We start from the raw sequence: 14,763 nt of genomic DNA, 5'->3' as shown, positions 1-14,763 counted from the left end.
GCCGATGAAGCCGTCGACCACCCGCACCTCAACTCTGATGCAGTCCGTGGACACCTGGACGGATGAAGCCGATCAGATCACGCTGCCGCGCCTAAACAACGTCGGCGCTCAGACCCGGCCCACTCAGCTCGGCGCCACCTACGCCGAGATCGAATACGCCGCGCTCGCTGACGAACAGGAAGCGGCGTGGGCGGCAAGCGGTGAGGATTCAGCACGACCATACGTAGAAAGCGCTGCGGCGCTTGAGGCACCCGCTGCAGCAACGACCTTCGTTCTCGTCGAAGCGGGGAAGGAAGTTGTTGCCGCTCAGGTCGATCGCCAGCACGCCATACAGGTGCTCGCCCCGTACGTCCGGCGGGAGCCTGGTGCGAAGCTCCGCTACTGGATCGCCTGGATCACGCTCGTACTCGGTGACACCGGCGGCGTGTGGTCGGCCGCAGTGGTGAACGGTGACGTCCCGATCATCGCATTCTTCCAAGCTCTCGCCTCCGGCGTGGCTGCGGCCTGCTCGGGCTTGGTGGGCGCCGAGTTGAAGGACATGCGCATGGCCCAAGCCCGACGTCGCGACCCCGGATCACTGAGCGAAGACGAACGGCGGTACCAGCGGTTCTTTACGGCCTCCACCGGCGGCACGTCGATCGTGAAGCTCATCGGCGCTCTGTCGCTCGTGGTGGTGGCGCTCGTGGCCGTCGGCATCTTCGCGCTCAGGGCGGCCATTGAGGGGAGCATTTCCGGACTGACGTTCGGTTTGCTAGCTGCTGCCACAGCGCTGGCATCAGGGTTGCTGGCGTACTCGGCGGCGGACGACGTGGCGGATCTGCTCTCCTCGATGGAGAAGCGCGTCACCATCGCAGAGAAGCGCTATCTCGCGTTGGCAAGCCATAAGGCGCTCAGCGACAAGGCTGCGCACGAAGTTACCGCGAAGTCCATCCACATCGAGGCCCAGCTCCGCGGCGACGCCGCAGCCAAGAGAGTCGAGTCGCTCGGGTGGCGCGTGCAGCGCAACAACCCCGGGGTGCTTGGACATGGCTTCGCACCAGGGGAATCCCACGGTGCCATCGGGTGGCGTGCGCGACTAGGTGACGCTCGATGAACTTCGACCAGCATCTCCAGGCGTCAGCACTGCTCAACCCGCACCTGCTCGGTGGGTCGTGCTCGAATCAGCGAGGAAAGCCAGGTGCCGCCGCAGTCGACTACGACCTTGGCGACCCCGGCCGGCCTGCCACGGTGCCGACACTCCTGATCGCCGTAGCCGACGACTCGGCGTCGGTCACCGGTTCGGGTGGTAGCGATCCACTCGCCAACCGCTACGCCGAGATGGACTGGGCGTTCAGGACCATCGCTCGGCGGGGTTCACGGCGAGAACTGGCTGCGGTGCTTCACTTCGACTCTCCCTGCGATGCAGATGTCGCCCCGCGGCCTCTTATGTCGCGTTCGGTGCGGGCATTACGCCAAGGGCTTCGGCCACCAACGGGAAGGCACGGGTCTAGTGAACTTGGCCCGTCGCTGCGCCGAGCAGTTGCTCTCGCCAAGTCGCATGCGCAGCACGAAGCCACGCTTGTAGTACTGAGCGACTTCGCGCTTCTGGATGCCAACGTCGAAGAGGTACTTGCCGAGCTTGGGGCCTTCCCCGGTGACGTCCACGCAGTGCTGCTCGGTAGCGATGCCAGCGGACACAGCTTCGATCCTTCGATCACCGTGACGCCAGTCCACCAGGGCGACCCGCCTGGATCGGTTGCCTATGCGCTGTTCGCCGGTCTCATGACCCACAGAACCACCGAGCTTTGATTCCCGCAGACGATTCGTACAGCAACACAGAAAAAGCCGCATCGCTGCGGCCTTCTCCAGAAGCAAGGAGGACATCATGAGCGAGCACAGGAAGTCCCCGTTCAACGATCCTCTCGGCTTCGTCCTTCGTCCTATCCTGATACTTTGCGCAGCAAGCGTGGTTCTGCAAGTAACCGCCACCTACCTGTACAGCTACTGGCCGTGGGTCGGCCTCGGCGTAGCACTTTGGCTTGTGATCGCCGCGATCCGTTGGATCTGGTCACGGAGGAAGTAGGCCCGTACAGCACTCTGTATGAGCCACATTCGGCCGCACTACTTCCAGAGGTCAGAGGCCACCGATCGGTGTTGTCGAATACGCAAAGTTAATGAGAAATAAATAACTTCTTTAAACTTCTAGCAGATAATTAGAACGGACAGTGGAGCGCCACATGCGACAGCTCGCAGAGGAAAGTCTTGGCCGACACCTCTACGACGCCCACAGCGGCGCAGAGCCCACGTCCATATCAGCACCCTCGAAAACGAGGATTACACATCCCATTTACACACAGACTGCGCATCGTCGTCAAGCGCAGAGCGTGTTGCTGGCATGTGCTCCCATCTCGTTTCGAGCTATCGAAAGGAGGAAAGTCATGTCCGGGTCAGCCGAAGAACCCAGTGTAGTAATTACAGCAACTCCTCATGTGCAGCCAGCCGTTCTCACACTGGCCCGCGCGTGCATCGCCCTTGCTCGCCTGCAGCAAGCGGAGGAGAGGAAGTCGCAGAACGCCGAAATTCCTGAAGGCGGCGACGGCTCCACCGAGGAGCAGCGTCATGAGTGACCAGATGTGGCGCGAGGTGATTCCTCCTCGGAACCTCAGCTTGGCTGACGTCACGGGCCTCGTCCGAACGCTCGCGGGGCGCCCGAGCTTCGGGATCCCCAACGTGCAGCCCGTTGTTCTGTTCGAGCTATGGCTGTCGAAGGAGTCCGTTCGCTGGCTCGTCGGTTACGACGAGCGTCTCGGTCGTCACTTCGCCGGTGATTTAGCGGCGCAGGTTCCAAACCTGGCGCTGGTGACAGTCCAGGATTCGCCGAGAAAGCTGCCGACCACCGCACGCGAAGTGCGGCCTACCAACATGGCGTACCCGCTCCGGCTCGACACTGCGGCCTCCGTCGCCACCGGGCTTCTGGGGCTTCGGCAACGGCTAGGGCAGAACGAAAGCGTGGTGCTCCAGTGGATCGTGGGGCCAAGTCACGCACGCTCGATGCCTTCAGCGCGCCTTACGCCCCTGCAAGCACTCGGGCTCAGGCCCATGCCAAAACCCACCAGCGGGGATCAAGCCGCCTGGCGCACCAAGGTTGCCGAACCGTTGTTCGGCGTCCGAGGCCGCGTTGGCGCTACTGCCACCACCACACACCGTGCTACTCAGCTCATCGGGCCCGCCGTGAGCGCCCTTGCACATGCCTCCGGCCCGAACAATCGCATGGTCGACAGCTGGCAGTTGAAGAACATCGCGAGAAGCTTGTTCATGCCCGCTGGACGGCCGCGAAGCTGGAGCGGCACGGTGAACGCCGCCGAGCTTGCCGCACTTCTGGGCTGGCCTGTCGACGGCGTGCAGGCACCTGGGCAAGACACGGCGCTTGCACCACCACCGCGTTCGCTGCTGCTAAGCGACCAGGATGCCGAACGCACCACCGAACGCATCGTCGGCACCAGCACCCACCCGCGGAGCACGGACAGAGCCGTTCGCGTCCCAGCTAAGAGCCTTGCTTCGCATGTGCACCTCATTGCGCCCACAGGCGCCGGCAAGTCCACCACCTTGGCTAGGTGGGTGCTTCAAGACATCAAGGCCGGTCGCTCGATCTTCCTTGTAGAGCCCAAGGACGATCTCGTGACCGATGTGCTGGCCCGCATGCCGAAGGAGCTTTGGCCGCAGGTTCGCCTTGTTGAGCCAGGAGTCTCGGGACCCGTCATCGGATTCAACCCGCTTGCCGGTCCCGTGGCCGACGCCGAACGCCGGGCGGACTCCTTACTCGGGTTGTTCCGCGAGCTGTTCGGCACAGCGCTCGGGCCACGCAGCAGCGACATTCTGCTACACACCCTAATCATGGCTGCGCGCCTCGAGGACGGCACGCTCACCGACGTCCCCGCCATACTCACCAACGACGGCTTCCGCCGCCGCGTGCTCGCGAAAGTGAGTGACCCGCTGACCATCGCTCCGTGGGCGGCGTGGTTCGACGGCCTCAGCGAGCTGGAGCGTTCCCGCGTCGTCATGCCGATCCTCAACAAGACGCGGGCGTGGACTGCTCGCGGCCCACTTCGCCATCTTCTCGGGCAGACGGCCCCAGCTCTCCAACTCGATGATCTCTTCAAGGACGAACAGCTCATCGTGCTGGTGAGCCTCAACACCGGCTCTGTTGGCCCGGAAACGGCCAAGTTGCTCGGTGCACTGCTGCTTCGGCAGCTCCGAGAGGCCATCCAGCGGCAGTCGATGGTCCCGAGGGACGCCAGGCGGCCAGTCTCCGTCATCGTCGACGAGTGGCAGAACTTCGTTGATGGCATGGATTTCGGTGACATGTTGGCCACGGCCCGCGCGCTTGAGAACGGCTTCACGTTGGTGCACCAGCTACTGCCTCAGCTGACAACGAACCTCAAGGCTGCCGTACTCGCCAACGCCCGTACCCGCATGGTGTACCGACCAGCCGAAGCCGACGCCAAGGAACTTGCGCGCGTCCTTGGTGGGGCCATGACACCGGACGAACTCCTCCGCCTCCCGGCATTCCATGCTGCGGCGCAGGTACTCGTCGACGGCGCAACTAGCCGTCCGTTCATCGTCAGCACCTCGCCACTCAATGAGCCGACAGAAGATCCCACCGCGGCGCGACAGGCGATCCGACAACAGTTCGGCATGTCACCCGAGGAGATCGACGCGCGGCTGGTTCAGCGGTGGCAGGACGGCGGCGGAAACACCCCTGATGGAGGTGTCGGCTTCGTGCGAAGGAGGACATCGTGACGCACTGTCCTCCTACCGCTCGCCCTACCTATCGCATCAAGTACACAGCCGCTTGGCCAGCAATGATGCTCATTTCGCGCCACCGACACTTCGCCCCCATCGGAGGTGTCCAGTGAGTGGCCGCGGGCGAGCCCTCCGGCTTCGCGATCGGCTTTCTGAGCGCGACCTCGGCATGCTTCGAGATCTTGCTCGACTTCGTCTACTCACCGGGAGCCAGCTCCGCAGACTCCACTTCACAGTTGGCGACCTGACCACGCAGGCACGCAAGGCGCGAAACGCAATCAGACGCCTCGCTGAACTCGACCTCATCGTGCGGCTCTCGCGTCGAGTCGGTGGGATGAGGGCCGGAAGCGAGGGCTACGTCATCGGCCTCAGTGGCTGGGGACACGCCGTGCTCGCGCTCGACTCGACGGCTGAACCGCGGCGCCGGCGCCGGGTGATCGAGACCAAGCCCGCCTTCCAATCACATGTGCTGGCAGTCAGCGAGCTGTACGTACAACTGGTCGAGGCCAGCCGCCTAGGACTCGCAGAACTCATCGACTTCGCGGGCGAGCCGGAAGCGTGGCGCCGTTTCGGCGGCCTCGGCGGTCACGTGATCGTGCTCAAGCCTGATGCCTTCATTCGTCTCGGCATCGGCGAGTTCGAGGTGCTGGCGTTCATCGAGCAAGACATGGATACCGAGTCCTTGCCGACGATCGTGCGCAAGTGCGAGGTGTACATCGCGCACTGGCGAAGCGGGCTTGAGCAGCGCCAGCTTGGGGCCTATCCGAAGGTGTGGTGGCTCGTGCCGTCCGTGCACCGCGCCAACTCGATTCGCCGCGCGCTCAAGCGTCTGCCAGGAGAAGCACACGCGCTGTTCGAGGTTTGCCTCACTACGGAAGCCGTTCCGTATCTCACTCAGCCACTACCCGAAGGAGGTGCGTCATGACCACCAAGCCCGAACTCCCCCTCAACCACGTTCTGATCGGAGACGCCCGAACTCGGCTGGCTGAACTCCCTGATGGTGTGGCCGACTGCGTGATCACAAGTCCGCCATATTGGAGCCTTCGCGACTACGGGCACGAAAGCCAGATCGGCAGCGAGTCCTCGGTGGACGCCTGGGCTGACGAGATTGCTGCGGTGTGCCATCAGATCGGCCGCGTCCTCGCATCCACGGGAGCACTTTGGCTCAACCTCGGCGATTCCTATGCCCGCGCACCTCGCGATGGAGCAGCGAAGAAGAGTCTCCTGCTTGCACCACAACGTGTTGCCCTACAACTAACGCGAGCAGGCTGGCTCCTGCGCAACCAGATCGTGTGGGCCAAGAAGAACCCGATGCCGTCCTCCGTCGGCGATCGCCTCACCACCACACACGAGTTCATCTATCTCTTCACCAAGCAGCCGCACTACTACTTCGACCTAGACTCCATCCGCGAGCCGGCCACCGCCACCATGACCGCCAGCAAGCTGGCTCGGCCCGGTTACCCGCCACGCTCAGCCGCGCAGAACCTGGGCGGAGGAACCACACCGCGCGTCGATCTGAACAGCGGTTTGGCCGAGATGAAGGCACGTGGCGTGCAGAGCCACCCGCTGGGCAAGAATCCCGGCGACGTCTGGCAGTTCAGCACTGCCAGCTTCCGGGGCGCGCACTTTGCCACGTTCCCGCTCGACCTCGTGCGCCGCCCGCTGCTGAGCACATGCCCTGAACGCATCTGCACCGTGTGCGCTGTGCCCTGGCGCAGGGCACCACAGATGATCAATGGGCGCCGACTCGCAGTAGGGCTGCTGCGAGCGAACTGCAGGCACGAAGCGTGGCGTCCCGGCCGTGTACTGGATCCGTTCCTGGGAGCGGGCACTGTCGCGCTCGCCGCCGAGCAACACCACCGCGACTGGCTGGGCGTCGAGTTGAACCCGTCCTACGCCGCGATGGCTGAGCAGCGTCTTGCCGAGTGGCGCACTTCGAAGCAAGTCACACCGTCCGATGAGAACACCAATGCATAGCGAAAGGAGGAAAGAAGCTATGGAAAAGCACCCACACCAACGAAAGGAGGCGGATCAGCACCGCCTCGAGGTCAACAGCTACGGCACCGACGATCCGGAAAGACAAGCGGAGATCGAACGTGCAAGGGCTGATGCCTCGGCAGAGCGCAAGCGCAACCGGGCAACCCTGGAACACCTCGTCGAGGGCGGCATGGATCCAGATGAGGCCGAGGCGGTCATCGAGTACGCGCACAGCATCGGCAAGCCGCTCTCTGTGGAGTTTGCGGAGCCTAAGGCAGCCGACGGCATGCCTGAACGTGAGCGCCGTTACCGGCCGCAGGTGTACGCCGTTGACGTCGACAGCCGGGAGCGGGGCATCCAGTACGGGCTGTGGATCGAAGCCGAGCAGGACGCGGAAGGCATTGCCGCGGATGTCGTCGCCATGCTTGCGAGTTCACCCACGGTCAATGCGACTCGGTGGGAGGTCAGCGCGACGCAGAGCTTCGCGGGCCTCGACCTCGACGGCCTCAACGACCCGAAGCTCATCGCTCAGCTTGGCCGCGGCGTCCGCGAGCACGGCGCTGCGTACGCCGCATGGGCGGGGATTGCCGGCATCAGGGATGCCGAGGAGCTCGCGAAGTTCAACGACTTCTTCGTGGGCTCGTACGAGTCGCCGGAGGCATGGGCCCGTGAGGTTGGCAGCGATCTTGAGTGGGAGTCACACCTCGACAAGGTCGTGCAACCCGATCTCCGTAGCTACGTAACGATCGACTACGCCAAGTTCGCCCGCGAAGCCATGCAGCAGTGGGATGCCGTGCAGGGACATGACGGTCGGCTCCACGTCTTTCTCAGATGAGTACCAGCCCTGGCCATCGCTCCTCGGTGGCCTGTGGCCGCTCGCCCGCCTTGCACCAGGCGGGCAGGCGGTCACACCACACCGAGGAGAGGAAGAGCGTCATGACAGACCCCACCGGAAGGAACGGCGTGAAGACGCTCGGCATCAAGTTGCCGAGCGAGCTCCACGCGCAGTTCTCACTCGTGGCTCAACTGGACGAGCTCAACTTGGGCGACGCTGTGCTTCGCGCGGTCGAGCTGTACGTGCAGACCAAGCGGTCGGAGCCCGACTTCGCTGCGCGGGCTGCTGCGGCACTCGAAGAAATCGAGCGTGAGGCGAAGAGTCGGCGAGACGCCATCGAAGGCCTGTTCGGCGGCGAAGCCGCGCCTGGCAAGGCTGCGAGCCGCTCAAAGAAGGCAGAGCCGCAAGGCTGAGCCCTCCCTCGTAGGCGGTAGGTGGCAGATTTTCTCCACCTACCGCCTACTTAAAACACGCGGCTGTCAATTCCACAGCACACGCCGAACAGATTAGGACAGGGTTTCCTCTCTTGGCACATGCGAAAAGTACTGAGAAAATCCTGCAAGAAAGGATTCAAAAATGACAAGCAGAGTGATCTCAACACACACAAGGATTGCCCGCACCAGGATGCCAGCCTCTCGAACACACCTGGCAGTCTCCTTCATTCGAGCAAACAGCCGAAAATCGGCTGAAGCTCAACGTGAGTTGTGCCGCCAGCACGCCTATGACAGGAAGCTGCACATCACTTATGAGTTCGCCGTGATCGGAGTGGGCTCAAGCCACACGGCGACATTCGAGGCTCTCATCGGACTCTTCTATTACCTCAACAAGAATCCACAAGTGAGCCATCTCATAACGGCAGACTACTCCAGACTCGCCCGGCACGGCGAGGTCTTCGCCGAGATCACAGAGATGCTGAACAAGCTGGAAGTTGAACTCACTACTCACGCCGACATTATTCACCTTACTGACGGACCTATTTAACTAGGAGGCACGATGTGCACACGAACGACGATAACAACAGGCCAGAGCTAAACAGCCACTCCACGCTCGACGAGGAGAATGAACGCTCACCCAGGACCGTAACGAGCCTGGCAAACATCGCACGCCGTCGAGAAGCACGAGCCAACGTTATCGATGAGCTTCGAGCTAAGCAGATTCCTGAATCTGCCGAAGAGGTTGGCGAGCTCTCCCCGAGATTGGCAGCAACCAGGGTCCGTTCAGCACGAAAGCAACGTCACCCAGTCGAGGCTGCACGAACCTCACCGATTGCCTTCGTGTACTTGCGCGTCAGCACCAAAGAGCAAGCACAGCGAGGTGGCAACGCCGAGGGCTACTCCATCCCGACCCAGCGAAGTGCCTGTTACTTGAAGTCCGAGCAGCTTGGTGCCACCGTCGCGAACGAGTACGTGGACGCGGGAGAGTCCGCACGCTCAGCCAAACGCGATGATCTTCAACGCATGCTTCGAGACGTAAAACGCTTGCGGCCAGATTTTGTCATTATCCACAAGATTGATCGGCTGGCCCGCAACCGCGAAGACGACCTGGCGATTAATCTACTGCTCCGTAGATACGGCGTGAAGCTAGTGTCATGCATGGAGCACATCGATGACAGCCCAAGCGGACGGTTGCTCTACGGCGTGATGGCCGAGATAGCTCAGTTCTACTCAGCAAACTTGGCAGAGGAGGTCATGAAAGGCCTCATTGCTAAGGCAGAGGAAGGCGGTACCCCGTATCGCGCGCCGATCGGTTACACGAACCGACGAGAGATGCGCGGCGGAATTGAGCGCTCGTGGGTCGAGCTAGATGAGGACCGCTGGGACATCATTCGCTGGTGCTTTGACGAGTACGCAACAGGCGAGTGGTCGGGGATCGATCTGACGCTTGCCGCACAAGCAAAGGGACTGACGACTCGCCCGACCCGGACTAAACCAGCCGCCCCCATCTCCCTCACAACGATGTACCACATTTTACAGAACCCGTACTATATCGGCATTGTGTCGTATCGAGGAATCCACTACGAAGGCAGGCACAAAGCAATCGTGGAGCCAGAGAAGTGGCTCGCCGTGCAGGACATCTTGGCCGCGCACAACAACACGGGCGAGAAGGACCGAAAGCACAACCATTACCTCCGCAGCACCATCCACTGCTCCGAATGCGGTGGACGCTTGGTGTACTCGGAAGCCAAAGGCAACGGCGGCAAGTACACCTACTTCATGTGCTCCAAGAAGAAGACGAAGGTAAATTACTGTCAACGACCCGCAGTCCGAGTAGAGCGCATCGAAGACGGGATCCTTCGGTTCTACGAGGGCTTCCAGGTCAAGCCGGAGGTAGCAGCACTTATCCAAGCTAGCGTTGAGTGGAGCCTGGAGGCTCAGCGCGAGGACGCTGTGCGGACAACGAAGCGCGCGAAGGCACGCCGCGCATCGGTCGAGGCGGAGCGCCAAGTGCTGCTGCGAGCGCACTATGCGGGTGCCGTGCCGCAGGATCTCCTTGCGAGCGAGATGCAGCGCTTCACTCGTGAGCTTGCGGAGGCCGATGGGCAGCTACGGGCAGCCCAGGTAGCGACGACCGACGTTCTGTCGACATTGAAGCTAGCCATGCAGGCTGCAACCAGGTGCGAGACCAACTACGCATGGGCACCGAATCAGATTCGCCGCCAGATCAACCGCGGGTTCTTCAAGAGTCTTTGGATCGGCGAAGCCGGCAACGTAGAGCGCTACGAGTTGAACGAGCCATTCAAGTCGCTTCTGGCCGTGCACGGCCCGCTCCTATCCAGCGCGCCTACCGATGAGGTTGAAGCCCGCATGGCAGCAACTGAGGGCACGGACGACCGTGCTGCCGAGACCGCGAGCGAGCGCAGCGCTCCCTCAGCGGTTCTGCGTGCGTCGTTCCACAAAAACGATGTAACAGATAGTAAAAATAAAACCACGCACCGTAGATGGTCCTCTTCGATGCATGGTTTGAATGACGCATATCTGGTGGGCGCGACAGGGTTCGAACCTGCGACCGCTCGGGTGTAAACCGAGTGCTCTTCCGCTGAGCTACACGCCCCGACCCCAGAGGGGTTACAGCTACATCATGCCTTGAGCGAGGCTACGGCCTTCTTCCAGGAGTCCTGATCGCGGGCCTGACCGGCCGCGTTCACCTCGGCGAAGCGCACGACACCGGAGACGTCGATCAGGAACGTGCCCCGCAGCGCCATGCCCACGGCCTCGTTGAACACGCCGTAGGACTGCGCCACGGCCCCGTGCGGCCAGAAGTCGGACAGCAGCGGGAACTGGAAGCCCTCCTGGTTCGCCCACGCCTTCAGGGCGAACGGCGAGTCCACGGAGACGCCCAGCACCTGGACGTTCTCGTCCTCGTAGGTGGCCAGTTCGTCACGCAGCTGGCAGAGCTCGCCACGGCAGGTGCCGCTGAAGGCGAACGGGTAGAACACCAGCAGCACGGCCTGGGAGCCTCGGAACGACGACAACGTCACGCGTTGCTTGTTGTAGTCGTTCAGCGTGAAGTCCGGGGCCTCCGAACCGACCTCGACCGCCATGAGACAAGAACCTCCGGTGCGACACGGGACCACGAGCGGGTGAGCGCCCGTGGTTTCAACCCTATGTCAACGAAAGTCAGCGCTTGGCCTTGGCCGACTTCGGCCACACCAGGCGGATGCCGGCCCAGTCGTCGCCCACGCTGATGTTGGAGGTCTGCGACAGGCCGGCGGTCGGGACCGCTTCGGCGACGTCGCTCGGCTCCACGTGGCCGGGGCGGCCGGTCTTCGGGGTGAGAACCCAGATCACGCCGTCCTCGGCGAGCACGCCGGTGGCTTCGAGGAGGGCGTCGACCAGGTCGCCGTCGTCCTCCCGCCACCAGAGCAGGACGACGCTCACCGTCTCGTCGGCATCCTCGTCGAGGAGGTCGCCCCCGATTCGCTCCTCGACAGCGGCACGCAAGGCGTCGTCGACGTCCTCGTCCCAGCCGAGTTCCTGGACGACCATGCCTGATTCGATCCCGAGCTTGTCGGCGACGCCGAGCTTGCCGGCGTCTTCCGCGGCGACCACGGTTTTCACTCCTCCAACTACGCAAGAGCGACAGCCCTAAGACTGCCGCTGAAGTCTGTTACTCCGGCTAGCGAACACTGTCAGCTACCTCCGGCGCAACTGTTGACCACGTGACACGCCGTAAGGGGCACCCCTGTGGAGATCCCTACACTGGCATGAGGCACGCTCTACATACCTCTTATCGCGCGCGCGTGAGCGACACGATCCAGAACTACCGACCGGTAGCGATGACGAAGTCGTCGCGCAAGGACAACGATAGGGGCGCGTGGCACGGTTTCCGGGCCAGCGCGAGTACCGCCAACGAAGCCGAGGAGACACCTTGAGCCCGCAGAACACCGGCCCCGAGCGGGTGCGTGTCATTCGCGACGGTCTGGCAGCGCACCTGCCGGACATCGACCCCGAGGAAACCTCGGAATGGCTCGAGTCGTTCGACGAGGTGCTCAAGGGCGGCGGTCAGCAACGTGCTCGCTATCTGATGCTGCGGCTGCTCGAACGCGCTGGTGAGAACCAGGTCGGCATGCCCTCGCTGATCAGCACCGACTACGTCAACACCATCCCCACCGAGCGGGAGCCGTGGTTCCCCGGTGACGAGGAGGTGGAGCGTCGTTACCGTGCGTGGATCCGCTGGAACGCCGCGATGACGGTGCACCGCGCGCAGCGACCCGGCGTGGGTGTCGGTGGACACATTTCGACCTACGCCTCCAGCGCGTCGCTCTACGAGGTCGGCTTCAACCACTTCTTCCGCGGCAAGAACCACCCCGGTGGCGGCGACCAGATCTTCATCCAGGGTCACGCCTCCCCCGGTGTCTACGCCCGCGCGTACCTCGAGGGCCGCCTGTCCGAGCACCAGCTCGACGGCTTCCGCCAGGAGTACTCGCACGCCGGACCGGGCGGCGGCCTGCCGTCGTACCCGCACCCGCGCCTCATGCCGGACTTCTGGGAGTTCCCCACGGTCTCCATGGGCATCGGCCCGATGAACGCGATCTACCAGGCGCGGTTCAACCGCTACCTGCGTGACCGCGGCATCAAGGACACGTCCGACCAGCACGTGTGGGCGTTCCTCGGCGACGGCGAGATGGACGAGCCCGAGTCGCGCGGCCTGCTGCAGCTCGCCGCGAACGAGCAGCTCGACAACCTGACGTTCGTGGTCAACTGCAACCTGCAGCGCCTCGACGGCCCGGTGCGCGGCAACGGCAAGATCATCCAGGAGCTGGAGTCGTTCTTCCGCGGCGCCGGCTGGAACGTCATCAAGGTCGTCTGGGGCCGCGAGTGGGACGCGCTGCTGCACGCCGACCGCGACGGTGCGCTCGTCAACCTGATGAACAACACGCCCGACGGCGACTACCAGACGTACAAGGCGAACGACGGCGCGTACATCAAGGAGCACTTCTTCGGCCGCGACCCGCGGACGAAGGCGCTCGTCGAGCCGATGACCGACGACGAGGTGTGGAACCTCAAGCGCGGCGGCCACGACTACCGCAAGGTCTACGCGGCCTACAAGGCGGCGACCGAGACCGTCGGCCAGCCGACCGTCATCCTCGCGAAGACGATCAAGGGCTACTCGCTCGGCAAGCACTTCGCGGCGCGCAACGCGACGCACCAGATGAAGAAGATGACCCTGGACGACCTCAAGGGCTTCCGGGACAGCCTGCGCATCCCGATCTCCGACGAGGTGCTCGAGAAGGACCCGTACCTGCCGCCGTACTACCACCCCGGGCAGGACAACCCGGAGATCCAGTACATGCTGGAGCGCCGCCGTCAGCTGGGTGGTTTCCTGCCGGAGCGCCGCACGAAGTCCAAGGCGCTCGTGCTGCCGGGCGACAAGGTCTACGACGGCATCAAGCGCGGCTCCGGCAAGCAGGAGGTCGCCACGACGATGGCGTTCGTCCGGCTCGTCCGCGACCTCGCGAAGGACCCGGAGATCGGCCCGCGCATCGTCCCGATCATCCCGGACGAGGCACGGACGTTCGGCATGGACTCCATGTTCCCGACGCAGAAGATCTACAACCCGAACGGCCAGGCGTACACCTCGGTGGACGCCAACCTGATGCTCGCCTACAAGGAGTCCGAGCAGGGTCAGATCCTGCACGAGGGCATCAACGAGGCGGGTTCCACGGCGTCGTTCACGGCGGTCGGCACGTCCTACGCCACGCAGGGCGAGCCGATGATCCCGATCTACATCTTCTACTCGATGTTCGGCTTCCAGCGCACGGGCGACGGCCTGTGGGCGGCGGCGGACCAGATGGCGCGCGGCTTCGTGCTGGGTGCCACCGCGGGCCGCACCACGCTGACCGGTGAGGGCCTGCAGCACGCCGACGGCCACTCGCTGCTGCTGGCGCACACGAACCCGGCCGTCGTCTCGTACGACCCGGCGTGGTCCTTCGAGGTGGCGCACATCGTCAAGGACGGTCTGCGCAGGATGTACGGCGAGAACGCCGAGAACATCTTCTACTACATGACGGTCTACAACGAGCCGTACGTGCAGCCGGCCGAGCCGGAAGGCCTGGACGTGGAAGGCCTCCTGCGGGGCCTCTACAAGTACCAGGACGGCCCGCAGACCGGTGGCCCCCGTGCCCAGATCCTCGGCTCGGGTGTGGGCCTCCCGTGGGCTCTCAAGGCCCAGAAGATGCTCGCCGAGGAGTGGGGCGTCTCCGCGGACGTGTGGTCCGCCACGTCGTACTCGGAGCTGCGCCGCGACGCCGTCGACACCGACCGCCACAACCTGCTGCACCCGGACGCCGAGCCGCGCGTGCCGTACGTGACGCAGGTGCTGAAGGACGTGCAGGGCCCCGTGGTAGCCGTGTCCGACTGGGCGTCGGCGATCCCGGACCTGATCCGCCCGTACGTCCCGACCGACATGACGACCCTGGGCACGGACGGCTTCGGCTTCTCCGACACCCGCCCTGCCGCCCGCCGCCACTTCCTGGTGGACGCGGAGTCCGTCGTCGTCGCCACGCTGGCCGCACTGGCCCGCCGCGGCGAGGTCGAGCAGTCCAAGGTCGTCGAGGCGGCCCGCAAGTACCGCATCGACGACGTGCAGGCGGCCGGCCCGTCCACGGGCGACGCGGGCCTCGCGTAGTCACTCGCTGAACCGAAGGGCCGCTCCGCACGCGCGGGGCG

12 protein-coding genes and 1 tRNA gene are annotated in these 14,763 nt (G+C 63.8%); 10 read left to right on the top strand and 3 right to left on the bottom strand.

The features are described 5' to 3' along the window. Positions 1-4: 4 nt before the first annotated feature. From AB0M48_RS35080 to AB0M48_RS35040, 9 genes are all read left to right on the top strand, one after another. The gene (locus AB0M48_RS35080; RefSeq protein ID WP_363850064.1) at positions 5-1,093 is read left to right on the top strand and encodes a hypothetical protein; all 1,089 of its coding nucleotides are present in this window, start codon (positions 5-7) and stop codon (positions 1,091-1,093) included. Then, positions 1,090-1,788, top strand: a complete 699-nt coding sequence (locus AB0M48_RS35075; protein WP_363850061.1) for a hypothetical protein — start codon at positions 1,090-1,092, stop codon at positions 1,786-1,788. The genes AB0M48_RS35080 and AB0M48_RS35075 overlap by 4 nt, the downstream gene beginning before the upstream one ends. 810 nt (positions 1,789-2,598) lie before the next feature. Further along, positions 2,599-4,779, top strand: a complete 2,181-nt coding sequence (locus AB0M48_RS35070; protein WP_363850058.1) for a type IV secretory system conjugative DNA transfer family protein — start codon at positions 2,599-2,601, stop codon at positions 4,777-4,779. After that, entirely contained in the window at positions 4,742-5,707 is a 966-nt protein-coding gene (locus AB0M48_RS35065) for a replication-relaxation family protein (protein ID WP_363850055.1), read from the top strand. The genes AB0M48_RS35070 and AB0M48_RS35065 overlap by 38 nt, the downstream gene beginning before the upstream one ends. Continuing rightward, positions 5,704-6,759: a site-specific DNA-methyltransferase gene (locus tag AB0M48_RS35060; protein WP_363850052.1), complete on the top strand. Its 1,056-nt coding sequence runs from the start codon at positions 5,704-5,706 to the stop codon at positions 6,757-6,759. Before AB0M48_RS35065 ends, AB0M48_RS35060 begins: the two co-directional genes overlap by 4 nt. Before the next feature lie 19 nt (positions 6,760-6,778). Further along, on the top strand, positions 6,779-7,594 hold the full coding sequence (locus AB0M48_RS35055; RefSeq protein WP_363850050.1) for an antirestriction protein ArdA: 816 nt from the start codon (positions 6,779-6,781) through the stop codon (positions 7,592-7,594). Positions 7,595-7,695: 101 nt separating this feature from the next. After that, on the top strand, positions 7,696-8,007 hold the full coding sequence (locus AB0M48_RS35050) for a hypothetical protein (protein ID WP_363850047.1): 312 nt from the start codon (positions 7,696-7,698) through the stop codon (positions 8,005-8,007). 163 nt (positions 8,008-8,170) lie between these two features. Next, the gene (locus AB0M48_RS35045; RefSeq protein WP_363850045.1) at positions 8,171-8,575 is read left to right on the top strand and encodes a recombinase family protein; all 405 of its coding nucleotides are present in this window, start codon (positions 8,171-8,173) and stop codon (positions 8,573-8,575) included. Between the two features lie 14 nt (positions 8,576-8,589). Beyond that, complete coding sequence (locus AB0M48_RS35040; protein WP_363850313.1) at positions 8,590-10,614, top strand: recombinase family protein; 2,025 nt, start codon at positions 8,590-8,592, stop codon at positions 10,612-10,614. On the opposite strand, the gene AB0M48_RS35035 is transcribed toward AB0M48_RS35040, so the two are convergent. The 3 genes from AB0M48_RS35035 to AB0M48_RS35025 form a co-directional block, all read right to left on the bottom strand. Next, positions 10,571-10,645 (bottom strand) — tRNA-Val (locus tag AB0M48_RS35035). The two genes, AB0M48_RS35040 and AB0M48_RS35035, sit on opposite strands and share 44 nt — an antisense overlap. 25 nt (positions 10,646-10,670) lie before the next feature. Continuing rightward, a complete protein-coding gene (locus tag AB0M48_RS35030; RefSeq protein WP_363850042.1) occupies positions 10,671-11,135 on the bottom strand; it encodes a peroxiredoxin in 465 nt (154 codons plus the stop codon). 76 nt (positions 11,136-11,211) lie between these two features. Continuing rightward, positions 11,212-11,643: a DUF3052 domain-containing protein gene (locus tag AB0M48_RS35025; RefSeq protein WP_090071059.1), complete on the bottom strand. Its 432-nt coding sequence runs from the start codon at positions 11,641-11,643 to the stop codon at positions 11,212-11,214. A 319-nt stretch (positions 11,644-11,962) separates the two neighbouring features. Between AB0M48_RS35025 and aceE the strand changes: the two genes are divergently transcribed. Then, positions 11,963-14,722, top strand: a complete 2,760-nt coding sequence (gene aceE, locus AB0M48_RS35020; protein WP_363850039.1) for a pyruvate dehydrogenase (acetyl-transferring), homodimeric type — start codon at positions 11,963-11,965, stop codon at positions 14,720-14,722. Positions 14,723-14,763 lie beyond the last annotated feature (41 nt).

The sequence above is a fragment of the Lentzea sp. NPDC051208 genome (genome assembly GCF_040682435.1).
Lineage (GTDB): Bacteria > Actinomycetota > Actinomycetes > Mycobacteriales > Pseudonocardiaceae > Lentzea > Lentzea kristufekii.
The sequence above is the reverse complement of the archived record's forward strand: the minus strand, read 5'-3'. Positions and strand labels throughout refer to the sequence as shown.